The 20,801-nt window shown below is 68.0% G+C and carries 24 protein-coding genes; 12 read left to right on the forward strand and 12 right to left on the reverse strand.

The annotated features are described in order from the left end of the window. Positions 1–65: 65 nt before the first annotated feature. From ABDZ95_RS02700 to ABDZ95_RS02710, 3 genes are read left to right on the forward strand one after another with little or no spacing between them, the layout of a single operon-like run. Entirely contained in the window at positions 66–593 is a 528-nt protein-coding gene (locus ABDZ95_RS02700) for a CHAP domain-containing protein (protein ID WP_343789972.1), read from the forward strand. A 27-nt stretch (positions 594–620) separates the two neighbouring features. After that, positions 621–1,577: a magnesium transporter CorA family protein gene (locus ABDZ95_RS02705; RefSeq protein ID WP_343789975.1), complete on the forward strand. Its 957-nt coding sequence runs from the start codon at positions 621–623 to the stop codon at positions 1,575–1,577. 1 nt (position 1,578) lies between these two features. Then, positions 1,579–2,106: a COG3650 family protein gene (locus tag ABDZ95_RS02710; RefSeq protein WP_343789978.1), complete on the forward strand. Its 528-nt coding sequence runs from the start codon at positions 1,579–1,581 to the stop codon at positions 2,104–2,106. On the opposite strand, the gene mmcB is transcribed toward ABDZ95_RS02710, so the two are convergent. The 6 genes from mmcB to hslV form a co-directional block, all read right to left on the reverse strand. Next, positions 2,091–2,549: a DNA repair putative endonuclease MmcB gene (gene mmcB, locus ABDZ95_RS02715; RefSeq protein WP_343789982.1), complete on the reverse strand. Its 459-nt coding sequence runs from the start codon at positions 2,547–2,549 to the stop codon at positions 2,091–2,093. The two genes, ABDZ95_RS02710 and mmcB, sit on opposite strands and share 16 nt — an antisense overlap. 31 nt (positions 2,550–2,580) lie before the next feature. Continuing rightward, positions 2,581–2,772: a hypothetical protein gene (locus ABDZ95_RS02720; RefSeq protein WP_343789985.1), complete on the reverse strand. Its 192-nt coding sequence runs from the start codon at positions 2,770–2,772 to the stop codon at positions 2,581–2,583. 68 nt (positions 2,773–2,840) lie between these two features. After that, entirely contained in the window at positions 2,841–3,362 is a 522-nt protein-coding gene (locus ABDZ95_RS02725) for a lipocalin family protein (protein ID WP_343789988.1), read from the reverse strand. Positions 3,363–3,432: 70 nt separating this feature from the next. Then, positions 3,433–4,734 (reverse strand): ATP-dependent protease ATPase subunit HslU, encoded by a 1,302-nt coding sequence (gene hslU, locus ABDZ95_RS02730; RefSeq protein ID WP_343789992.1) that lies wholly within the window; start codon positions 4,732–4,734, stop codon positions 3,433–3,435. Positions 4,735–4,858: 124 nt separating this feature from the next. Then, positions 4,859–5,266 carry a GxxExxY protein gene (locus tag ABDZ95_RS02735; RefSeq protein ID WP_343789995.1) on the reverse strand — a complete coding sequence of 136 codons (408 nt, stop codon included), beginning with the start codon at positions 5,264–5,266 and terminating at the stop codon, positions 4,859–4,861. Between the two features lie 61 nt (positions 5,267–5,327). Further along, positions 5,328–5,885: an ATP-dependent protease subunit HslV gene (gene hslV / locus ABDZ95_RS02740; RefSeq protein WP_343789998.1), complete on the reverse strand. Its 558-nt coding sequence runs from the start codon at positions 5,883–5,885 to the stop codon at positions 5,328–5,330. A gap of 141 nt (positions 5,886–6,026) precedes the next feature. Between hslV and ABDZ95_RS02745 the strand changes: the two genes are divergently transcribed. Continuing rightward, positions 6,027–6,416, forward strand: a complete 390-nt coding sequence (locus tag ABDZ95_RS02745; RefSeq protein ID WP_343790001.1) for a BLUF domain-containing protein — start codon at positions 6,027–6,029, stop codon at positions 6,414–6,416. Between the two features lie 39 nt (positions 6,417–6,455). Continuing rightward, on the forward strand, positions 6,456–7,220 hold the full coding sequence (locus ABDZ95_RS02750; protein WP_343790004.1) for a HesA/MoeB/ThiF family protein: 765 nt from the start codon (positions 6,456–6,458) through the stop codon (positions 7,218–7,220). Here ABDZ95_RS02750 and ABDZ95_RS02755 read toward each other — a convergent pair. Both ABDZ95_RS02755 and ABDZ95_RS02760 read right to left on the reverse strand, forming a co-directional pair. After that, complete coding sequence (locus ABDZ95_RS02755; RefSeq protein WP_343790008.1) at positions 7,187–9,163, reverse strand: alpha/beta hydrolase family protein; 1,977 nt, start codon at positions 9,161–9,163, stop codon at positions 7,187–7,189. The genes ABDZ95_RS02750 and ABDZ95_RS02755 overlap by 34 nt on opposite strands. A 118-nt stretch (positions 9,164–9,281) precedes the next feature. Continuing rightward, positions 9,282–10,268: a 2-hydroxyacid dehydrogenase gene (locus ABDZ95_RS02760; RefSeq protein WP_343790010.1), complete on the reverse strand. Its 987-nt coding sequence runs from the start codon at positions 10,266–10,268 to the stop codon at positions 9,282–9,284. Positions 10,269–10,313: 45 nt separating this feature from the next. Between ABDZ95_RS02760 and ABDZ95_RS02765 the strand changes: the two genes are divergently transcribed. The 3 genes from ABDZ95_RS02765 to fabB all read left to right on the forward strand — a co-directional run bounded on the left by ABDZ95_RS02765 (position 10,314) and on the right by fabB (position 12,803). Further along, positions 10,314–10,880, forward strand: coding sequence for an SH3 domain-containing protein (locus ABDZ95_RS02765; RefSeq protein ID WP_343790013.1), 567 nt, complete (start codon positions 10,314–10,316; stop codon positions 10,878–10,880). Between the two features lie 93 nt (positions 10,881–10,973). Further along, entirely contained in the window at positions 10,974–11,510 is a 537-nt protein-coding gene (fabA, locus tag ABDZ95_RS02770; protein WP_343790016.1) for a 3-hydroxyacyl-[acyl-carrier-protein] dehydratase FabA, read from the forward strand. Between the two features lie 63 nt (positions 11,511–11,573). After that, positions 11,574–12,803: a beta-ketoacyl-ACP synthase I gene (gene fabB, locus ABDZ95_RS02775; protein ID WP_343790019.1), complete on the forward strand. Its 1,230-nt coding sequence runs from the start codon at positions 11,574–11,576 to the stop codon at positions 12,801–12,803. Between the two features lie 4 nt (positions 12,804–12,807). Here fabB and ABDZ95_RS02780 read toward each other — a convergent pair whose 3' ends face one another. Next, positions 12,808–13,368, reverse strand: a complete 561-nt coding sequence (locus tag ABDZ95_RS02780) for a hypothetical protein (protein ID WP_343790022.1) — start codon at positions 13,366–13,368, stop codon at positions 12,808–12,810. Positions 13,369–13,538: 170 nt separating this feature from the next. On the opposite strand from ABDZ95_RS02780, the gene ABDZ95_RS02785 reads away from it, so the two are divergent. The 3 genes from ABDZ95_RS02785 to ABDZ95_RS02795 all read left to right on the forward strand — a co-directional run bounded on the left by ABDZ95_RS02785 (position 13,539) and on the right by ABDZ95_RS02795 (position 15,804). Next, positions 13,539–14,336: an enoyl-ACP reductase FabI gene (locus tag ABDZ95_RS02785; protein ID WP_425542958.1), complete on the forward strand. Its 798-nt coding sequence runs from the start codon at positions 13,539–13,541 to the stop codon at positions 14,334–14,336. 38 nt (positions 14,337–14,374) lie between these two features. Continuing rightward, positions 14,375–15,541 carry a benzoate/H(+) symporter BenE family transporter gene (locus ABDZ95_RS02790; RefSeq protein ID WP_343790028.1) on the forward strand — a complete coding sequence of 389 codons (1,167 nt, stop codon included), beginning with the start codon at positions 14,375–14,377 and terminating at the stop codon, positions 15,539–15,541. Between the two features lie 86 nt (positions 15,542–15,627). Further along, entirely contained in the window at positions 15,628–15,804 is a 177-nt protein-coding gene (locus ABDZ95_RS02795) for a YegP family protein (protein ID WP_343790031.1), read from the forward strand. On the opposite strand, the gene rimM is transcribed toward ABDZ95_RS02795, so the two are convergent. From rimM to ffh, 3 genes are all read right to left on the reverse strand, one after another. After that, complete coding sequence (gene rimM / locus ABDZ95_RS02800; protein WP_343790034.1) at positions 15,801–16,328, reverse strand: ribosome maturation factor RimM; 528 nt, start codon at positions 16,326–16,328, stop codon at positions 15,801–15,803. The two genes, ABDZ95_RS02795 and rimM, sit on opposite strands and share 4 nt — an antisense overlap. Positions 16,329–16,421: 93 nt before the next feature. Continuing rightward, positions 16,422–16,979, reverse strand: coding sequence for a 30S ribosomal protein S16 (gene rpsP, locus ABDZ95_RS02805; RefSeq protein ID WP_343790037.1), 558 nt, complete (start codon positions 16,977–16,979; stop codon positions 16,422–16,424). 19 nt (positions 16,980–16,998) lie between these two features. Next, positions 16,999–18,537, reverse strand: coding sequence for a signal recognition particle protein (gene ffh, locus ABDZ95_RS02810; RefSeq protein ID WP_343790040.1), 1,539 nt, complete (start codon positions 18,535–18,537; stop codon positions 16,999–17,001). A 292-nt stretch (positions 18,538–18,829) separates the two neighbouring features. On the opposite strand from ffh, the gene ABDZ95_RS02815 reads away from it, so the two are divergent. Further along, positions 18,830–20,800: a S9 family peptidase gene (locus ABDZ95_RS02815; RefSeq protein WP_343790043.1), complete on the forward strand. Its 1,971-nt coding sequence runs from the start codon at positions 18,830–18,832 to the stop codon at positions 20,798–20,800. Position 20,801: the final 1 nt, after the last annotated feature.

Here is a 20,801-nt window from a genome sequence, read left to right on the forward strand (position 1 = left end):
GGACTTCAACCCGGCCAAACTATCCGTTACGGACTGTTTCAAGGCAGGTCGGGAAAGCCCCAAGCATGATCAAACGGCTCAAAGCCGCTGCGGTTGCAGCGACCCTCGGTTTCTTCGCGCTGGGCTTCACGGCCCCCGCCGCGCAGGCCGATCCGTATTGGCAGTGCGTGACCTTCGCCCGCATGTTCTCGGGCATCCAGATCTTCGGCGACGCCCACACTTGGTGGCGTCAGGCCCAGCAGCGGTTCCAGACCGGCCAGCGTCCGCAGACCGGGTCGGTGCTCAGCTTCGCCTCGAGCGGCCGCATGCGCCTCGGCCACGTGGCCGTCGTCTCTGAAATCCTGACCGACCGCGTCATCCGCGTGACCCACGCCAACTGGGGCGGCAGCCGCGGCAAGGTCGAGGAGAATGTCACCGTCGTGGACGTGTCTGACGACAACGATTGGACCGAGGTGAAGGTCTGGTACAACCCGATCCATGATCTGGGCACCACCGTCTATCCGACAAACGGCTTCATCTACGCCAGTGCGCCGCAGCAGCCCGCCGGCGAGATTCTCATGGCCTCGGCTTCGCACACGGCCGGCCAACCCTGATCCCCGGCCCCTGCGAGGGCCCCTCCCATGATCCGCGTCTATCGCCGGGGCTGCCAGACCAGCGAGCCCGTGATCGCCAATGCGCGCTGGGCGCTACCCGCCGACGCCGTCTGGCTGGACCTGATCGAACCGACGCCCGAGGAAGACGCCGCCGTCGAGCGGGCTCTGGGCCTGTCCGTGCCGACCCGCGCCGAGATGGCGTCGATCGAGGCCTCCAGCCGCGTCTATCGCGAGGGCGGCGCCACCTATCTGACCGCCGACATCATCACCCACGGCGATGACGAGATCCCGGGCGTCGATCCCGTGACCTTCATCGTCTCGCGCGGTCCGCTGGTCACGATCCGCTACGCCGACCCCAAGCCGTTCAGCATGGTGATGGAGAAGATGCAGCGGGAGCCGGCGCTGTGCGCCACCTCGGCCGAGATGTTCCTGATCCTGATGGAGACCATCATCGACCGGGCTTCCGACATCCTGTCGAGAAACGCCGCGCGGGTCGAAGGCATCGCCAGCCACGTCTTCTCGGGCGGACGCACGGTCGGGTTCGAGAAGCTGATCACCAAGCTGGGCCGCGCCCAGATCGCCAATGCCCGCATGGAGCAGAGCCTGGCCGGGCTGGCGCGCATCTTCGTCTTCGTCGACTCGGCCGAACTGGTCCGGTCCCGCGAGATCCGCGACCATCTGAACGCCCTGACCCGCGACGCCGAGAGCCTGATGATCCACAACCAGGCCGTCGCCGCGTCGATCGAGTTCCAGCTGTCGGCGGCGCTGGGGCTGATCAACATCGAGCAGTCGTCGATCATCAAGATCTTCTCGGTCGCGGCCGTCGCCTTCCTCCCGCCGACGCTGATCGCCTCGATCTACGGGATGAATTTCGAGCACATGCCCGAGCTGAGCTGGCCGTTCGGCTATCCGCTGGCGGTCACCGCCATGGTGCTGTCGGCCATCGCGCCGTTGCTGTGGTTCAAACGCAAGGGCTGGCTGTGACTTGACCGCGGGCGTGGCGGCGGGCTTCCTGCCGCACCCCACGGAGTTCGCCATGCGTCTGATCGCCCTCGCCGCCGCTTCCGCCCTCGTCCTGTCGGCCTGCTCGCCGGGCGCCGAAGGTCCCGCGCCCGCGCCGACCGAACCGGAGGTGCCCGTCGAACTGGCGGGGGTGAACCTGAACGAACCGGTCCGCCTGCTGGGCACCGAACCCTTCTGGGGCATCACCCTGAGCGGAAACGAGCTGGTCTATTCCGGCGTCGACCGCCCCGAGCAGCGCGCGCCCCTGCCCGCGCCGACCCTGCAGGGCACGGTGGCGACCTACGAGACCGCCACGGCCAACGGCTCGCCGATCTCGATCATGCTGGCCGCCACCGAATGCTCGGACGGCATGAGCGACCGCACCTATCCGCTGACCGCACGGGTGAAGATCGGGAGCGAGGAGTTGTCCGGCTGCGCCGCCTCCCAGGCCGCGATCATGAGCGCCGGCGAGAGCGGCCCGGTCCAGGCGCCGGCTCAGCCCGCCGCCTGATCCCTGAGGCTGCGCATCGCCGCCAGCCGCCCGAATGCGATCGTCAGGGCCTTGCGCCGGGCGGGGGCCAGCGGATTCAGCGGCGCATCGCGCACCACCGCCCCGCCGAAGCCGTCGGCCACGATCAGTCCCGGATCGACCGACAGGATGTCCTGCGGAAACTCCGGCGCGACGGCGAAGTAGAAGGCGTCACAGAAGGGGCCGTACTCGCCCCACTTCCGGTCGACGCGATAGTCCTCGATGCCGGACTTCACCTCGCAGATAACGATGTCGCCCTTCGGCCCCAGCGCCATCACATCGGCCCGCCGCCCGTTCGGCAGGCAGACCTCGAGCAGCGGCGCATAGCCCAGATCCACCATCAGCCGCGCCGCCCCGCGCGTGACTGACAGGGTGGTCTCGGGACGGCTGAAGACGAGATCGATCTGGAGGGCGGCGGCGGGCATGCCGAAGTTATGTTCCGGATGTGTTCCGGTTTCAACTGCCTGTGGTTCGACCGGGCGTCCGGCTCTGATCGAGCTCCTTGATGCGTCCGAGTCCGACGCAACAGAAGCCGATGCCGAGCCAGAACACGGTCGCTGCCGGTATCCAGAACCGTTCCGCGATCAACAGGACCACCCCCAGGATCAGGATGATTTTCGAAGCGACGTCGCCATCGATGCGGTTCATGCCAGCCCCCATGCCGTTCGCGGGAAGTCTGCGCGAGAGGCGGAGCGTCCGCAACACGGTCGACCGGCTTACCGCCCTGTATGCACGACCTCGCCGGTGTCGAGACCCGCGGCGCGGGCGCGCCTCAGCGTTTCGGCGCGGACCGCTTCGGAAGGGCTCTGGCTGCGGTGCCAGACCCACCAGTCCGACTTGTTGGGCAGGGCCAGGATGGCCCAGCTGTAGTCCGGAGCGTGGTCGAAGACCTGATAGTTCTGGCCCGCCAGACCGCCGACGCCCAGCAGGCCGGTCAGGGTAAAGCGGAAGCGCGTGTTGGTCCCGGGATTGGTCACCCGGGCGTTGGCCCGCAACGTCTCGACCTCGCCGTCCGCCCGGCGGGTGCAGGTGACGACGATGCCATAGCGATTGGCCTGGGCCTGCGGCGTGAAATCGATCTGCGCGCGGCGGCAGTCCTTCTGCGCATCGTTCGGGCTGCGCGCGATCTCGAACCAGCGGCCGTCGAAGCGGTCCATGTCGATGCTGGCGACCTGGGCCGAAGCAGCCACAGGGGCGGAAGCGATCAGAAGGGCCAGTGCGGCCGTGCGGATAGTCATGCGGTCTCTCCCTTCCCCCACGATGAATACGCGCGAGGGAAGGGTCCGGATGCTCGCGAGGATGAAACCGTCAGAGAATGTAGCGGCTCAGGTCGGCGTTCTTCGCCAGTTCGCCGATCTTCTCGCGCACCGCCTCGCCGTTGAACTCGACCGTCTGGCCGGCGAGGTCGGAGGCCTTGAAGCTGGTCTCCTCCAGCACCCGCTCCAGCACCGTCTGCAGGCGGCGGGCGCCGATGTTCTCGACCGTCGAGTTGGCCGCCACCGCCGCGTCGGCCATGGCCTCGACCGCGTCGGGCGTGAAGGTCAGCGTCACATCCTCGGTGGCCAGCAGGGCCTGGTTCTGACGGATCAGATTGGCCTCGGGCTCGGTCAGGATGCGCACGAAGTCGTCGCGGGTCAGGGCCTTCAGCTCGACCCGGATCGGCAGACGGCCCTGCAACTCGGGCAGCAGGTCCGACGGCTTGGCGACGTGGAAGGCGCCCGAGGCGATGAACAGGACGTGGTCCGACTTCACCGGCCCGTATTTGGTCGAGACCGTCGTCCCCTCGATCAGGGGCAGCAGGTCGCGCTGCACCCCCTCGCGGCTGACGTCGGCGCCGCGGGCGTCTGAGCGGGCGGCGACCTTGTCGATCTCGTCCAGGAAGACGATGCCCTCGTTCTCGGCCAGCAGCAGGGCCTCCTGCGTCAGGCTTTCCTGATCCAGCAGCTTGTCGCTTTCCTCGGTCGTCAGCGGGCCGACGGCGTCGCGCACGGTCAGCTTGACCGACTTGGTCTTCTGGCCGCCCAGCTTGCCCAGCATCTCGGACAGATTGATCATCCCGACATTGCCGCCGCCGGGCAGGTCCAGCCCCTGCATCGGGTTGGCGGTGTCGGCCAGCTGGATCTCGATCTCCTTGTCGTCCAGTTCGCCGGCCCGTAGCTTCTTCCTGAAACTGTCGCGGGTGGCCGGCTGGGAGCCGGGGCCGACGAGGGCGTCGAGGATCCGCTCCTCGGCCTGCCCCTCGGCCTTGGCCTTCACCCCCGCCCGGCGCTTGTCGCGCACCATCAGCAGGGCGGCCTCGACGAGGTCGCGCATGATCTGGTCGACGTCACGGCCGACGTAGCCGACCTCGGTGAATTTGGTCGCCTCGACCTTCAGGAAGGGCGAACCGGCCAGCTTCGCCAGCCGCCGCGCGATCTCGGTCTTCCCGACGCCCGTCGGCCCGATCATCAGAATGTTCTTGGGCGTAACCTCGTCGCGCAAATCCTCAGGCACGCGCTTGCGACGCCAGCGATTGCGCAGGGCCACGGCCACGGCGCGCTTGGCGTCGTGCTGGCCGACGATGAAGCGGTCGAGTTCTGAGACGATTTCGCGGGGGGAGAGGTCGGTCATTTGGTTGAGATAGGGCGGTGGCGGTGGCTTGGGGAGGGGTGCGGCGATTGGGGCGGCGGCGCGGGGTTGGCGGTGTCGGGTTCATCACCAAGGACACGAAGGATGCACGAAGGACACCAAGGTGTCAGAGAACGACGCGACGGATGCCGTTCTTGAGAAGCACGCTGTTGAAGTTGATCAGGTAGCCGAGCCTCGCGCCTGAGAACCGCAGGTATGTGAGGATTTGCGCCGTACGGATCGACGCCAGTGCGTCGATCGATTTCACCTCCACGACCACCGAGCCTTCGACCAGAAGATCGATGCGATAGCCGACATCGACCCGCACCTCGTCGTAGGTGACTGGAACACCGACCTGTCTCTGACATCTCAGTCCGGCCTTGCCGAGCTCCTGTGCCAGACAGGCCTCGTAGACGCTCTCAAGCAGACCCGGCCCCAAAGCGCGATGAACCGCGAAAGCGGCGTTCAGCGTCCGGCGGCCGATCTGGTCGATGGCGGAGGAGACCGGTGATATCCCTTGGTGTCCTTCGTGCATCCTTGGTGCTCTTGGTGATGAACCTCCTCCAGCACGCACAACACAACCACAGGACGCACCCTTACTCCAGCGTCTCCACCGTCAGGTTGCCGTTGGTGTAGACGCAAATTTCCGCCGCCAGTGCCATCGACCGTCGCGCGATGGTCTCGGCGTCCAGGTCCGTGTTCTCGATCAGGGCCCGCGCCGCCGACAGGGCGTAGTTGCCGCCCGAGCCGACAGCGGCGACGCCGTGCTCCGGCTCCAGCACGTCGCCGACGCCGGTGACGGTGAAGATCGAGCTCCGGTCCGCCACCAGGAGCATGGCCTCGAGCCGGCGCAGATAGCGATCCGTGCGCCAGTCCTTGGCCAGGTCCACGCACGCGCGGGCAAGCTGGTCCGGATACTGCTCCAGCTTGGCCTCCAGCCGCTCGATCAGGGTGAAGGCGTCGGCCGTCGCGCCGGCGAAGCCCGCCAGCACCTTGCCGCCGGCCAGAACCCGCACCTTGCGCGCCGCGCCCTTGACGATGGTCGGTCCCATGGAGACCTGGCCGTCGCCGGCGATGACGGTGCGGCCGTTCTTGCGCACCGCGATGATGGTTGTGCCGTGCCAGCCCGGCGAGGGGGTCGTGTCGTTAGTCATCTGTTTCAGATGGAGTCCGAAATGCGGCCGCGCAAGCGGAAAGCGAAGACAAAACAACGCTGAGCTTAGCCATATTATAGCCGATGTAACGGGTTACATAGCAATTCTGTACCGTATTTCCCCACATCGAGAGGAAGCAACGTGCTTCACCGAGTGATCTACGCCAGCGAAGCCGTTGGCGCGACCGGTACGTCGGTCCTGTCGATCGCCCAGATCCTGGGCGAGTCGGAAATCAATAATCGTCGGGACCACCTGACCGGCTGCATCATGTTCCACCGCGGGCATATCCTGCAGGTTCTGGAGGGCGCCCGGACAGATCTGGACCGCCTGATGCGCCGCCTGCTGGCCGACCCGCGCCACGCCAATGTGCGCGTCCTCGTGGACATGCCGATCACGGGCCGCGCCATGGACGAGCCGATGAGCCTGTGCGGCGACCCGGCCGCCCTGCTGGAGCGCGCCGGCCTGACCGGCATCCCCAACATCACCGCCAACGAGGCTGAGGCGATGCTGGAGCTGCGCAAGGCCGCCTGAGGGCGTGACCTGACGGCTCGCAGCGCCTAACTGGGGCGGGTGAGCTTTTCCGAAGACGAGATCGAGCGGTACGCCCGCCACCTGGTGCTGTCCGAGGTCGGTGGCCCGGGGCAGCAGCGGCTGAAGGCCGCGCGCGTCGGCCTGATCGGCGTGGGCGGCGTGGGTGCGCCGGCGGCCCTGTATCTGGCTGCGGCCGGCATCGGGACCCTGCGCCTGATCGACGACGACACGGTGGGCCTGTCCAACCTGCAACGCCAGATCGCCTTTGCGACGCCCGACATCGGCCGCCCCAAGATCGAGGCGGCGTCGGAGACCCTGTCGGCCCTGAACCCCCACGTCGTGATCGAGCACCGGGCGGAACGCCTGACCTCAGCCAATGCCGCCGCACTGATCGCCGACTGCGACGTCATAATCGACGGCACGGACGACTTCGCCGCCCGGTTCGCCGTCAGTTCAGCCTGCACGGCGGCGGGCATCCCGCTGGTCTCGGGCGCGCTGGGCCGCTGGAGCGGTCAGGTCGGGGTCTTCCACGGCCGGCCCTGCTATCGCTGCATGGTGCCGGACGCGCCGCCGGACGCCGAGACCTGCTCACGCGTCGGGGTGATCGGGGCGCTGGCCGGCGTGGTCGGGTCCATGGCCGCCCTGGAGGCGATCAAGCTGATCGCCGGCGCGGGCGAGCCCCTGTCCGGCCGCCTGCTGATCTACGACGGCCTGACCGGCTCGGCGCGCACCGCGAAGGTCGCCGCCGACCCGGACTGCCCGGACTGCGGTCAGGCGAACGCTCGACCCAGCAAGGTGACGTAGCGCTCCATCAATTCCCGCTCCTGACCCGCAGGCCAGTCGCCGTGGCCGAAGCCTTCGATCTCGATCAGTTCCGACGCCTTCCCGGCGGCTCTCAGGGCCTCGTGCATGCGCCTGGACTGAATGACGGGCACGACCGTGTCGGTCACCCCATGCACCAGCAGGATCGGGCACGTCAGGTCCTGAACACGTCGACGGGGTGAAGCCGTCGCGAGCGCCGGACCCATGGTGCGCGGATCTCCGATCCGTCTGGTCCAGAACTCGTAGGTCGGCTTGCCGGGAAGCTCGTCCTCGCGCTCTTCCCACGCCAGCATGTCCGGCAGATCGTAGACACCGCAGATCCCGATCGCCGCCCGGTACAGGTCCGGCCGTTTTGCGGCGCCCATCAGGGCTGCATAGCCGCCGTAGCTCGTCCCCACGATCGCGACCTTGTCGGCAGGCAACCCCTTGGCATTGACGACGTGGACGACGGCGTCCTCGACATCCTCCTGCATGCGGTCGCCCCATCGGGTCCAGCCCTGGCGCGCGAAGTCGAGGCCATAGCCGCCCGAGCCCCGGAAATTCGGCCGGAGCACCCACCACCCCTGCGCCGCGAACACCTGGACCTGATGATCCCAGGCCTGGGTGTCGCGCATCTCGGGTCCCCCGTGCGGAAGAACCACCAGCGGCCCAGGCGCGCCACCGGGCGGCGCCGTCAGATAGGCCTCGATGACCGCGCCATCCCGGGTGGTGACGGAAAGAGTCTCGTTGGATCCCAGTCGTTCAGCGTCGTAGGTCCGGCGAGCGCCGACGCCGACGATCGCCCGGGCCGCCCTGTCATAGAAGTACCAGGCCCCCGGCTCCCTCGGTCCGGTGACATAGGCGATGAAGCGGTTCCGGTCGCGCGACACCTCCGTCAAATGGACATCGCACTCGTTCTCGAAGAACTGCCGCAGGGCGGCGTGGTGCGGCGTCAACGCCGGCTCGGCGAACTCGTACTCGAGATGTTCGGCGTAGTAGGCGGCGCCGAGGAAGTTTCCGGCGCTGTCGTTCAGGCCATAGCTGACGTCCCGCCCCGAACGGGCGTTGATCGGCTGCCCCATGGCGAGGGTGCGCAGATCCAGTTCCCGCACCGCCTCGAAATCATCGCCCGCCGTGCGAGCCCGGACCAGAACCACGCCCGGACGATCGGTTTCGGCCACCCACGCGAAGTCCGGCGTATCGACCACGCGGGTCTGGCGCACCATTTTCCAGTCCGTTTCTCCCGGAGCGCGGCCGTAGACCGTCTCCATCGTGCCGCGCGAGTTGAGGTCGTGGCGCATGACCGCCGCACCGCCCTGGGTCTGCCACCCGATCGTGAGGCCCGAGCCGCGCTCTATCCGTTCGGCTGCGCCGGTCGCGATGTTGACCCGGTGCAGCCCCAGCACGCCCTCCCGCTCCCACGCGGTCATGAGGACGTGGTCAGGATCGTTGGGCAACATGTCGACGACCCGGCCCATATCGACCGAGTGTCGCATCCGTTCGCGCTGATCGTTGAACAGGATCACGGCCTCGCCCGTGCCGACATGGATCGAGATCACACGTCTCGCGGTGAGTTCCGCCGTACGGCTTCGGCGGTTGGAGCCGGTGGCCATCTGCGCGCGAGCGGCCTGGGTGACGGCGACCCGCACCAGAAGACGGTCGTCGCTGCCCCACCGCATCGCCTCGGCAACCACAGCGCCCAGCTCGATGCGTTGGCGGGATCCTTCGGGATCCTCGGCGCGGATGATGTCGATGACGCCTTGCGGCTGCTCCTCGGTCCCCAACTGGTCCAGCACCGCAATGCGGGCGCCGTTCGGCGAGAGACTGACAGCCCGCGTCCGGTTGCGGCCGAAGAAGTCCTCCAGCCGATACGGAGCGACAGACCGGGTTGCGCCAGACGCCCCTCCCGCCATGACCAGACCGCCGAGCAGACAGCCGCCGAGCATTAAACCACGCCGCGACAGCGCCATCCGCGCTGCCGCCTTCGATACAGATTTCACTATTGTCCCCCGACGCTTGTCTCGACACACAACCGAAGGTGCGCCGTTACGTCAAGCGTGCACGTCAGAGCATCGCAGGGATGACGCGGTCCGGCGGACGGTGGCCGCGCGCATAGGTCATGATGTTGGCGATGACGCGGTCACCCATGTCCTGACGGGCCTCGATCGTCGCCGAGCCGAGGTGGGGCAGCAGGACGACGTTGGCGTGACCGATCAGGCCGGGATGCACGGCCGGCTCGTTCTCGAACACGTCCAGACCGACACCGGCGATCCGGCGCGTCGCCACGACCTCGGCCAGCGCCGCCTCGTCGATCAGTTCGCCGCGGGCGGTGTTGATCAGGATGGCGTGAGGTTGCAATCGGGCCAGACGGTCGGCGGACAGCAGGTGATGCGTCTCCTTCGTCGCCGGGCAATTCAGCGAGATGACGTCCATTCGCTGCAGCATCTGGTCCAGATCGTCCCACCAGGTCGCGCCCAGCTCCTCGGCGATCATGTCCGGAACGGGTTTGCGGTTGTGATAATGGACCTGCATGCCGAAGGCCTTCGCCCGGCGGGCCAGCGATTGGCCGATGCGACCCATGCCGACGATGCCCAGCCGCTTGCCCCACAGCTTGCGCCCGGTCATCCAGGTCGGGGTCCAGCCCCCGAACCGGCCCTCCTGCATCACCTGCGCGCCCTCGACGATGCGGCGGCTGACGGCGAGGATCAGGCTCATGGCGAGGTCGGCTGTGTCCTCGGTCAGGACGCCCGGCGTATTGGTGACGATCAGCCCCTTCGCCACGGCGGCGTCGATATCGATGTGGTCCACGCCCGCGCCGAAATTGGCGATCATTTTCAGCCGCGGTCCGGCCTTGTCGATCAGGTCGGCGTCGATGGTGTCGGTGATGGTTGGCGACAGGACGTCGGCATAGCTGACGGCGTGTTCCAGCGCCGCCCGATCCATTGGCCTGTCGGTCAGATTCAGCTCGGCGTCGAACAGCTCGCGCATCCGCGTCTCGACCGCGTCCGGCAAGCGTCTGGTTAATACGACCTTAAGCCTGGGCGGGGACATTGGCGGCTTCAACTCCGATTCACTCCGGCTTTAATGGTCCTCCCGGTGTCTGGCAAAGCGCGCGAACGCCTCAGGCGGGTTCTGGTCGTCACAGGCCTGCTGGGCGTGGCCGCGCTGACGACCGCTTCGCAGACCATGCCGGACGGTCGCCCGACCCCCAGTCGCCAGCCAGTGCCGCGCTGGCTGTCGCTGAAGTCGGATGAGGTGCGCGCCCGGGAAGGACCCGGCCTCGATTACCGGATCATGTGGGAATACCAGACCTCGGGCCTCCCGGTTCAGGTGATCGCCGAGACCACCGAATGGCGGAAGATCTGCGATCCGGAAGGCGCCGTCGCCTGGGTCCACCGCTCGGTCGTGTCCAGTCGACGCAGCCTCTTCAACGCCTCCGCAGAGGAAATCCCGATCCACTCCAGCCGCTCGGCGACCTCGTCGGTGCGCGCCCGCCTGTCGCCGCGCTCGCTGGTGTCGATGGACGAGTGCGAGGACGGCTGGTGCGAGGTCCGCATCCGCCGGATGCGCGGCTGGGTGCAGCAAAGGGCCGTTTTCGGAGCCCAGGAACGCCCGCTGTGCAACGCCAATCGGCCCGCCGGGCGGGGCCGTTCGACGCGTTGAACCGGTCCCTCGCGGGCGGGAACTTCGTCTGAAAAGGTTTGAGACGGCGCGAAGCCTCGTGTACCCCGGCGTCGAAACCGCCGGAGAGCGTCCTTGAGCCAGTCGAAATATCCGTCCTCGTTCGATTACGAAGCCCTGCTGGCCTCGGGCCGCGGCGAACTGTTCGGACCGGGCAACGCCCAGCTGCCGGCTCCGCCGATGCTGATGTTCGACCGCATCACGCAGATCAGCGCGGACGGCGGCGCCCACGGCAAGGGCTATGTCGAGGCCGAGCTGGATATCCATCCGGACCTCTGGTTCTTCCAGTGCCACTTCATCGGCGATCCGGTGATGCCGGGTTGCCTGGGCCTGGACGCCATGTGGCAGCTGGTCGGCTTCTACCTCGGCTGGATCGGTGGTCCGGGCAAGGGGCGCGCGCTGGGCGTCGGCGAGGTGAAGTTCACCGGCCAAGTCCTGCCGACCGTCAAGAAGGTCGTTTACAAGATCGACCTGAAGCGCGTGATCAACCGCAAGCTGGTCATGGGCATCGCCGACGGCGTGCTCGAGGCCGACGGCGAGGTGATCTACACCTGCAACGACATGCGCGTTGGCCTGTTCGGCGCAACCGCCGAAGCAGCAGCCGGCGAATAAGTCCCTATCTCTTCCGAGACCGCGGCGAACGCGGCGACCGAGCGTACCAAGAAGGAAACCACCATGCGGCGTGTCGTTGTCACCGGCCTGGGCATTGTCTCCTCCATCGGCACGGGGGCCCAAGAGGTCACCGCCTCGCTGCGCGAAGCGAAGTCGGGCGTCCAGCACGCCGCCGATCACGCCGCGCACGGCTTCCGCTCGCAGGTCTGGGCGCCGCCCTCGATGGGCCATACCGCCGAGGACTGGGCCGACAAGGTCGACCGCCGCGCAGCCCGTTTCCTCGCCAACGGCACCGCCTGGGCGCACATCGCCTTCGAGGAAGCCCTGAAGGACTCGGGCCTGTCGCCCGACGAGATCAAGGACCCGCGCATCGGTCTGGTGGTCGGCGAGGGCGGTCCCTCGACGCAGGTGATCCTGCAGGCGGCCCAGACGACCGTCGAAAAAGGTTCGCCAAAGCGCATCGGGCCGTTCGCGGTGCCGAAAGCCATGGCTTCGGGCCCCTCGGCCGTGCTCGCCACTTGGTTCGAGCTGAAGGGCATCAACTATTCGATCAGCTCGGCCTGCGCGACCAGCGCCCACTGCATCGGCGCCGGCGCGGAACAGATCGCCTGGGGCAAGCAGGACGTGGTCTTCGCGGGCGGCTGCGAGGACATCGACTGGTCGATGTCCAACATGTTCGACGCCATGGGCGCCATGTCGTCCAACTTCAACGATTCCCCGGCAACCGCGAGTCGTGCCTATGACAGGGACCGCGACGGCTTCGTCATCGCCGGCGGCGCGGCCATCGTGGTGCTGGAAGAGTACGAGCGAGCCGTGGCGCGCGGCGCGAAAATCTATGCCGAAGTCACCGGCTACGCCGCCAACTCGGACGGTTACGACATGGTGGCCCCGTCGGGCGAGGGCGCCGAGCGCTGCATGAAGCTGGCGCTGGAAATGGCCGGCAATCCGAAGATCGACTACCTGAACCCGCACGGCACCTCGACGCCGGTCGGCGACAGCAAGGAGATGGGCGCGGTGCGCAACGTCTTCGGCGACCAGCTGCCGATGATCTCCTCGACCAAGTCGCTGACGGGCCACTCGCTGGGCGCCGCCGGTGCTCAGGAGGCGATCTATTGCCTGCTGATGATGGACAACGACTTCGCGTCGGAAAGCGCCCACATCGAGAACCTCGATCCCGAGTTCGAGGGCATGCCGATCCTGCGCAAGCGCCACGACGGCCCGCTGAAGCACGTGATGTCGAACTCGTTCGGCTTCGGCGGCACCAACGGCACGTTGATCCTGTCGAAGGTCTGAACGATCAGTTCCGGTCGGGCTGTCTCAGCCCGGTCCAGCGCTCCGACGCCGCCGCAGTGATGCAGGCGGCGAGCGCATCGTCGTCCCGGTCCAGATCCCTGACGCCATGCATGCGGGCTGCGCCCGGCCAGAGCCATGTGTCCTGCAGGCCGGCGTCGGCCGGGACCACGCCGCGACCGAAGCAGGTCACGCGCATGGTTTGACCGTCGATGTGGCGGGGCGCGGTCTCCGGATCGTCGTCGAGCACGACCACCACGACCGGGGGTCCTGCCGGCGCCTCGGCTCGCGTCAGGTAGAACCGGATGCAGTAGTCGAGCCCGGCGCCCATGCGATCGTCGAGGCATGACTCGAAGCGATCGGGCTGAACTGACGCCCGCGCCAACCGGAACATCCCCCAGCTCGGGTCGCCGAGCCGTTCGAGTCGGCCCCGGCCATAAGCTTCCTGCCCGCGCCGAAGACTATCGAGCGTCACCAACACGACAGCGACCTCGGTCCGGTCCCGCGGCGCGACGGCCTCCGGGAAGGCGCCGATCGTCAGGGCGAGGGTCGCGGCGAGGAGGCTCATGACGCCATCCTTGCCCGTGGTCCGATGCAGATCAGCCGTCGGAACCTGACGCGCCCGGCGACCCGGGCCACGAACACGCTCTCCCCTCGCTTGCCCCTGAACGCCGGACCGTCCAGAAAGGCGCCATTGATTTGAGGAGAGCGCCGATGGCCGCCGAATCCGCCTGGAACATGCCCAAGGGCGAACTGATGAAGGGCAAGAAGGGCCTGATCATGGGGGTGGCGAACGCCAACTCCATCGCCTGGGGCATCGCCCAGCAGCTGGCCGCCCAGGGCGCCGAACTGGCCTTCACCTACCTCGGCGAAGGGCTGGAGCGTCGCGTGCGTCCGCTGGCCGAGAGCGTCGGCGCCAAGCTGATCGTCCCGGCCGACGTCACCGATGACGCCTCGATGGACGCCTGTTTCGAGGAACTGGAGAAGACCTTCGGCACGATCGACTTCGTCGTCCACTCGGTGGCCTTCGCCAACAAGAACGAGCTGCAGGGCTCGTTCGTCGACAACACCACCCGCGACAGCTTCCTGCTGGCCATGAACATCTCGGTGTTCAGCTTCGTCGACGTCGCCAAACGCGCCTCCAGGCTGATGCCGAACGGCGGCTCGATGGTCACCATGACCTACCTCGGCGCCGAGCGGGCCATCCCGAACTACAACACCATGGGCGTGGCCAAGGCCGGCCTGGAAGCGGCGACCCGCTACATCGCCCGCGACCTCGGTCCCAAGGGCATTCGCGTCAACGCCATCTCGGCCGGCGCCATGCGCACCCTGTCGCTGGCCGGCATCTCGGGCGGTCGCGGCATGATCGCCCAAGGCCGCGCCATGTCGGCGATGAAGGAGGACACCTCGATGGAGGGCGTCGCCGGCGCCGCCCTGTGGCTGTGCTCGGACCTCGGCTTCTCGACCACCGGCGAAGTCGTCCACGTCGACGCCGGCTTCCACATGATGGGTCTGGGCGACAGCGAGGAGGCGTAAGCCTTCCCCTCGATCCAGCCGGACGGTAAGCGCGAGGGATGAGCCCCTCGCGCCTGCCCGTGTCCGTCTTCACCGCCGCCGCGGTCGGCACGGTGATCGGCTTCGGCGGGACCGTGGCGCTGGTGGTTCAGGCCGGACAGGTGCTGGGCGCCTCGCCGGCGCAGATCGTCTCCATGGTCACCGCCCTGTGCCTCGGCATCGGCGTGCCGGGCATGCTGCTGAGCTGGCGGCTGAAGGTTCCGATCATCCTGGCCTGGTCCACGCCGGGCGCGGCCCTGCTGGCGGCCTCGACGCTGGGTCTGGGCTGGCCGACGGCGATCGGCGCCTTCATGCTGGCCGGCGCGATGATGGTGGTGACGGGGCTGGTCCCGGCGCTGGGTCGGCTGGCCGCGCGCATCCCCGGCGGCATCGCCTCGGCCATGCTGGCGGGCGTGCTGCTGCCCTTCTGCATCAAGCTGTTTCTGGTCTTCCCGACGGACATCGCCCTGGCTGCAGGCCTGTTCGCGGTCTTCCTGATCATGCGCCGTCTGGCCCCGAGCTGGGCCCTTCCCGCCGTTCTGGTCGGCGCCTTCGCGGTGCTGGCCGTGCGAGGGCAGGTCACCTTGCCGCCCGGCACGGATCTGTTCGGCGAACTGCACCCGGTTCTGCCTGTGTTCGACCCGGTCGCGGCGATCAGCCTGGCCGTGCCGCTTTTCCTCGTGACCCTCGTCTCGCAAAACCTGCCGGGGCTGGTGGTGCTGAAGGCCTCGGGCTTCGAGCCGCCGCCCGAACCGCTGCTGCTGTCGACCGGACTGGCGACGGTGATGCTGGCGCCCTTCGGAGCCTACGGCATCAATCTGGCGGCCATCGTCGCGGCCATCTGCACCGGGCCGGACGCCCATCCGGATCCGTCGCGCAGGTGGTGGGTCGGGGTGATCTACGGCGCCCTGTATCTGATCGTCGCCCTGTTCGCCGCGCCTTTGGCCGGGCTGTTCATCGCCATGCCGCCGGCGGCTCTGGCGGTGCTGACGGGGCTGGCCCTGATCGGACCGCTGACGGGCGCCCTGACCGGCGCCATGGCCGAGCCGAAGGACCGGGAGGCGGCTGTGATCGCCTTTGCCGCCACCGCCTCGGGCGTGGCTCTGTTCGGCATCGGCTCGGCCTTCTGGGGCCTGCTGGCGGGCTTCGTGACGCTGGCGGCGCTGCGCTGGCGCAAGACGAACTGAGCCGCCCTCACGACACTGTGTCCGGTCGCCGACTTTACGGCGACGCCGCCTTCTGGCGCCGTGGCGCTCCGAACAGGAGAACGGCCATGGCGCACAAGTTCGAGATCTACAAGGACAAGGCGGGCGAGTTCCGCGTCCGCTTCAAATACAATTCCGAGACCCTCTTCTCGACCGAAGGCTATTCGTCGAAAGCCTCGGCGCAGAACGCCATCGACTCGATCAAGAAGAACGGGCCGAGCGCGCCGACCGAGGACAACAGCTAGTCCGGCTCGCGCTCGCCGACCTCGTTCGGGCGAACCGCCAGCAGCCAGCCGTCCGACAGGTAGACGTCCGGCACGGCGTCGCGCGTGAAGGGCAGATACCAGGTCGGGCCGCCGGCGGCGGGCGCGATCTCCAGCATGTCCGAGGCGCCGAAGTTCTGGACGGACTTCACCGTTCCCAGCACCACGCCCTCGGGGTCGCGCGCCTGAAGGCCGATCAGATCGGTCAGGTAGAACTCGTCCTCTTCCGGCTCCGGCAGGCGGTCGCGCGGGATGAACAGCTTGAGCCCGCGCAGGGCGTCGGCCTGTTCCTTGGTGGTGATTTCCTTCGCCTTGCCGACCACGCCGTTCTTGTCCGGCCGTCCGGACAGCAGGGTCAGGCCGGTGGAGCCGTCCGCGCGCAGCAGGTCGCGATAGGTCAGCAGCGCCATCGGGTCGGCCGTATAGGCCGTCACCCGCACGTCGCCGCGCACGCCGAACCCGCCGGCCACTTGGGCCACGAGAATGAGTTTGTCGTCCTGCGCCAATCGCTCGCTCCGCATGGGGTCAGCCCCGGATAGCAGAAAGGCGACGCCCGCGGGCGCCGCCTTTCGATGTTCAGTCCGGCGAACCGGAAGACATCAGCCTTCCGACTTCTCTTCGGTCGCTTCTTCAGCAGCGGCTTCAGCGGCCGGAGCCTCTTCAGCGGCGACTTCGGCGGCCGGAGCTTCCTCGGCGGCCGGCTCTTCAGCCGGAGCCGGAGCGGCGGCGGCGGCAGCGGCTTCAGCCTTGGCGCGCTCGGCGGCTTCAGCGGCTTCCACCTTGGCGGCGGCTTCGGCTTCGGCGCGGTCGGCTTCGCGCTGGGCGCGCTCGGCGGCGCGTTCCTGCGCCTTCTTGCCCGGCTGGGCCTTGTTCGGGTTGTTGCCCTGGGTCCACTTGACCTTGCCGGCCAGCTCTTCGTTCTGCGACAGGAAGCGCGCGACGCGGTCGGTCGGCTGGGCGCCCTTCGACAGCCATTCCGAAATACGGTCGGCCTTCAGGGTGACGCGCGGCTGCTCGCCGTCGCGCGGCAGCATCGGGTTGTACGAACCGACGCGCTCGATGAACTTGCCGTCGCGCGGAGCGTGCGAGTCGGCGACGACGATGTAGTAGTACGGGCGCTTCTTGGCGCCACCACGGGCCAGACGGATCTTCAGCATTTCAGGTCTCTTTCGGTAGTCAGTTCTTTTTGGGGAAGCCGGGGAGGCCCGGAAGCCCTCCCGGAAGTTGTCCGCCGCCCCCGAGAGGGTTTCCAAGCCCGGCGAGCCGGTCCTGAATGGCTTTCAGTTCGTCGGCGCTCGGCTCGGGCATCTTGCCCCCGCCCATCGCCTTCAGGCGGGCCATGTCCGGACCGCCCATTCCTCCGCCGCCGAGGCCGCCCAGCATGGCGGCCATCTGCTGCATCTTCTTCGGCCCGCCCCGCGACAGCGACTTGACCATGTCGGCCATCTGCCGGTGCTGCTTGAGCAGGCGGTTGATCTCCTGAACCTCGACCCCGGCGCCGGCGGCGATGCGCTTCTTGCGGCTGGCGTTCAGCAGGTCGGGCTTCTTGCGCTCGGCCTTGGTCATCGAGCTGATGATCGCTTCCTGACGGGCGATCATGCGGTCGTCGACATTGGCCTCGGCCATCTGGGCCTTCATCTTCGCGACGCCGGGCAGCATGCCCATGATGCCCTGAAGACCACCCATCTTCTTCATCTGCTGCAGCTGGGCGGCGAGGTCGTTCAGGTCGAACTGCCCCTTCGCCAGCTTGCGGGCCATGGCCTCGGCCTTGGAGGCGTCCAGCTCCTGGCTCGCCTTCTCGACCAGGGCGACGATATCGCCCTGACCCAGGATGCGGCCGGCGACGCGGCGGGCGTCGAAGACGTCGAGGGCGTCGACCTTCTCGCCGGCGCCCAGATATTTGATCGGCAGGCCGGTGACGGCGCGCATCGACAGCATGGCGCCGCCGCGGCCGTCGCCGTCGGCGCGGGTCAGGACCAGGCCGGTCAGCGGCAGGCGTTCGTGGAAGGCGCGGGCGGTGCGGACGGCGTCCTGACCGGTCAGGCTGTCGGCGACCAGCAGGGTCTCGACGGGCTTGGCGACAGCGGCCACCTCGGCCACCTCTGCCATCAGGGCCTCGTCGAGGGTGATGCGGCCGGCGGTGTCGAGGATCAGGACGTCGAAGCCCTGCAGCTTCGCCGACTGCAGCGCGCGTTTGGTGATCTGGACCGCGCTCTCGCCCTTCACGATCGGAAGGGTCGTGACCTCGATCTGCTTGCCGAGGGTTTCGAGCTGCTCCATGGCCGCCGGACGACGCGTGTCCAGCGAGGCCATCATGACCTTCTTGCGGTCGAACTTCGTCAGACGCAGCGCCAGCTTGGCCGAGGTCGTGGTTTTACCCGAACCCTGCAGGCCGGCCATCAGGATGACGGCGGGCGGCGTGGCGTTCAGATTGATGCCGACCGGCTCCTCGCCGCCCAGCATCTCGATCAGGCCGTCGTAGACGATCTTGACCACCTGATCGGCCGGCTTGACCGAACGGATGACTTCCTCGCCGGTGGCGCGCTCGGTGGCGAAGGCGATGAAGTCCTTGACGACGGGCAGGGCGACGTCGGCCTCGAGCAGCGCCACGCGAACCTCGCGCATCGCCTCGGCGACATCCTTTTCGGACAGGGCGCCGCGACCGGTGATCCGGTCGAAGACGCCTGTCAGCCGCTCGTTCAGAGCCTCGAACATTCACTACCTCTTTTGGCGCAGGTGAAACGGCTCCATACGACAACGGCCTCTGGCGACGATCACGTCGGCAGAGGGTTCTCGCCCACCTCGTCCGGACATCCCTGAAGCGCTAACGCTACGCGGCTTGAGCGCGGGAACCGGGGTCGTGTGGGAGGAGACGCGAGGTTCACTTGCGTCGGAAGCGGCGGCTTATGGCGGAAAAGTCCGGCCAAGACAAGGCGCGGGCGGCTACCGGCCCTTGTCAGCCCTGCAGGGTCATCGTCTAGTCCGCACCGAACAGGGAGTTGAACACATGATCCGCAGGACTGTCCGCCCGTTGGCCCTCGCCGCCGTGCTTCTGGCGACCACCGCCCCGATGGCCATCGCCCAGACCGCCGAGGCGCCGCAGCGGCGCGAGGTCGGGGCGCTGGTTTATGATGGCGTGCCGGCGATCCCGGCCAGCCTGCGTCCGCAGATCCAGCGCTATCGCAACGCCCGCGGCGCCGGTTTTCAGGACTGGATGGCCGACGGCTCCATCCTCATCAGCACCCGCTTCGGCGAGACCTCCCAGCTGCACCGCGTCGCCGCCCCGGGCGCCGACCGCCGCCAGCTGACCTTCTTCGGCGAGCCGATCGGCGGCGCCACGGTCATTCCGGGCACGAACCGCTACGCCTATTCGCGCGATGCCGGCGGAGCTGAATATTTCCAGATCTATCTGGCGGACGAGCACGGCGGCGAGATCGCCCTGACCGAGGCCGGCACCCGGAACCAGAGCCTGCTCTTCTCCCGCGACGGCAAGACCGCCTTCTGGTCGCAGGTCCGGCCGGGTCAGTCGGTCTATGAAATCATCGCCGGCGACGTCGAACGTCCCGGCGAGCGCCGCGTCGTCCATCGCGGCGAGGGCAGCTGGTCTCCGGTCGATGTCTCGGCCGACGGCCGCACCCTGCTGATGAGCAAATACATCTCGGTGCAGGAAAGCGAGCTGTGGGTGCTGGACCTGACCACCGGTCAGGCCCGCGAGCTGCGCCCGACCGACGGCAAGATTTCCTGGGGCGACGCCTCCCTGACGCCGGACGGCCGCAGTGTCATCGCCACCAGCGACGAGGGCTCGGACTTCAGCCGCCTGGTGCAGGTGTCGGTCGCCGACGGCTCGGTGACACCGCTGGTCGACGATCTGAACTGGGACGTCGAGGGTGTCGAGCTGTCCGACGACGGCCGCCTTCTGGCCTACACCGTGAACGAGGACGGTTACGCCAAGGTCCATGTGCGCGACCTGCGCACCCGCCGCGCCCTGCCCCAGCCCGAGCTTCCGGTCGGCACGGCCGGCGGTCTGGAGTTCTCTCCGGACGGCCGGACCCTGGCCCTGACCCTGTCGACCCCGTCCAGCTCGGGCGATGTCTGGACATGGGATGTCGAGAACGGCGGCCTGACCCGCTGGACCGAGTCCGAAGTCGGCCCGGTCGATCCCTCGACCTTCGTGACGCCGGAGCTGGTGCGCTTCGACTCCTTCGACGGGCTCAGCGTTCCGGCCTTCGTCTACAAGCCGCGCGAGGTCGACGGCCGCGCCCCTGTCATTATCGACATCCACGGCGGCCCCGAGGGCCAGTCGCGCCCCGGCTTCAACCCCGGCTACCAGCAGTGGGTCAACGACCTCGGCGCCGTGGTGATCGTGCCGAACGTCCGAGGCTCGACCGGCTACGGCAAGGCCTATGTGGCCATGGACAACGGCCCGCTGCGCCAGAACTCGGTGAAGGACATCGGCGCCCTGCTGGACTGGATCGCAACCCAGCCCGACCTCGACCCGTCGCGCGTCGTCGTCCACGGCGGATCGTACGGCGGCTTCATGGTGCTGGCCTCCAGCGCGGCCTATCCGGATCGTCTGGCCGGCGTCGTCGACATCGTCGGCATCTCGAACTTCGTCACCTTCCTGCAGAACACCGAGGGCTATCGCCGCGACCTGCGCCGGGCGGAATATGGCGACGAGCGCGATCCGGAGATGCGGGCCATCTTCGACCAGATCTCGCCGCTGAACCTGACCGACCGGATGACCGCGCCCCTGCTGGTCATCCAGGGCGCCAACGATCCGCGGGTTCCGCGCTCGGAGGCCGAACAGATCGTCTCGGCCGTTCGCGGTCACGACCGCCCGGTCTGGTACCTGCTGGCGATGGACGAGGGTCACGGCTTCCGCAAGAAGTCCAACTCCGACGCCCAGGCCGAGGTGACCAACCTGTTCCTGCGTCAGGTCTTCGGCTTGCCGACGGACCCGGCCGCCGGGTCGCAATAGG

The organism is Brevundimonas kwangchunensis (genome assembly GCF_039523815.1).
Lineage (GTDB): Bacteria > Pseudomonadota > Alphaproteobacteria > Caulobacterales > Caulobacteraceae > Brevundimonas > Brevundimonas kwangchunensis.

Excerpts from the sequence above, each read along its gene's own strand:
- hslU (WP_343789992.1), bottom strand. The coding sequence starts at position 4,734 with ATGACCGACCTCTCCCCCCGCGAAATCGTCTCAGAACTCGACCGCTTC.
- ABDZ95_RS02815 (WP_343790043.1), top strand. The coding sequence starts at position 18,830 with ATGATCCGCAGGACTGTCCGCCCGTTGGCCCTCGCCGCCGTGCTTCTG.
- hslV (WP_343789998.1), bottom strand. The coding sequence starts at position 5,885 with ATGACTAACGACACGACCCCCTCGCCGGGCTGGCACGGCACAACCATC.
- ffh (WP_343790040.1), bottom strand. The coding sequence starts at position 18,537 with ATGTTCGAGGCTCTGAACGAGCGGCTGACAGGCGTCTTCGACCGGATC.
- ABDZ95_RS02725 (WP_343789988.1), bottom strand. The coding sequence starts at position 3,362 with ATGACTATCCGCACGGCCGCACTGGCCCTTCTGATCGCTTCCGCCCCT.
- ABDZ95_RS02700 (WP_343789972.1), top strand. The coding sequence starts at position 66 with ATGATCAAACGGCTCAAAGCCGCTGCGGTTGCAGCGACCCTCGGTTTC.
- fabB (WP_343790019.1), top strand. The coding sequence starts at position 11,574 with ATGCGGCGTGTCGTTGTCACCGGCCTGGGCATTGTCTCCTCCATCGGC.
- ABDZ95_RS02780 (WP_343790022.1), bottom strand. The coding sequence starts at position 13,368 with ATGAGCCTCCTCGCCGCGACCCTCGCCCTGACGATCGGCGCCTTCCCG.
- ABDZ95_RS02795 (WP_343790031.1), top strand. The coding sequence starts at position 15,628 with ATGGCGCACAAGTTCGAGATCTACAAGGACAAGGCGGGCGAGTTCCGC.
- mmcB (WP_343789982.1), bottom strand. The coding sequence starts at position 2,549 with ATGCCCGCCGCCGCCCTCCAGATCGATCTCGTCTTCAGCCGTCCCGAG.
- ABDZ95_RS02735 (WP_343789995.1), bottom strand. The coding sequence starts at position 5,266 with ATGCACGAAGGACACCAAGGGATATCACCGGTCTCCTCCGCCATCGAC.
- ABDZ95_RS02755 (WP_343790008.1), bottom strand. The coding sequence starts at position 9,163 with ATGCTCGGCGGCTGTCTGCTCGGCGGTCTGGTCATGGCGGGAGGGGCG.
- ABDZ95_RS02705 (WP_343789975.1), top strand. The coding sequence starts at position 621 with ATGATCCGCGTCTATCGCCGGGGCTGCCAGACCAGCGAGCCCGTGATC.
- ABDZ95_RS02790 (WP_343790028.1), top strand. The coding sequence starts at position 14,375 with ATGAGCCCCTCGCGCCTGCCCGTGTCCGTCTTCACCGCCGCCGCGGTC.
- ABDZ95_RS02785 (WP_425542958.1), top strand. The coding sequence starts at position 13,539 with ATGCCCAAGGGCGAACTGATGAAGGGCAAGAAGGGCCTGATCATGGGG.
- ABDZ95_RS02760 (WP_343790010.1), bottom strand. The coding sequence starts at position 10,268 with ATGTCCCCGCCCAGGCTTAAGGTCGTATTAACCAGACGCTTGCCGGAC.
- ABDZ95_RS02720 (WP_343789985.1), bottom strand. The coding sequence starts at position 2,772 with ATGAACCGCATCGATGGCGACGTCGCTTCGAAAATCATCCTGATCCTG.
- rpsP (WP_343790037.1), bottom strand. The coding sequence starts at position 16,979 with ATGCTGAAGATCCGTCTGGCCCGTGGTGGCGCCAAGAAGCGCCCGTAC.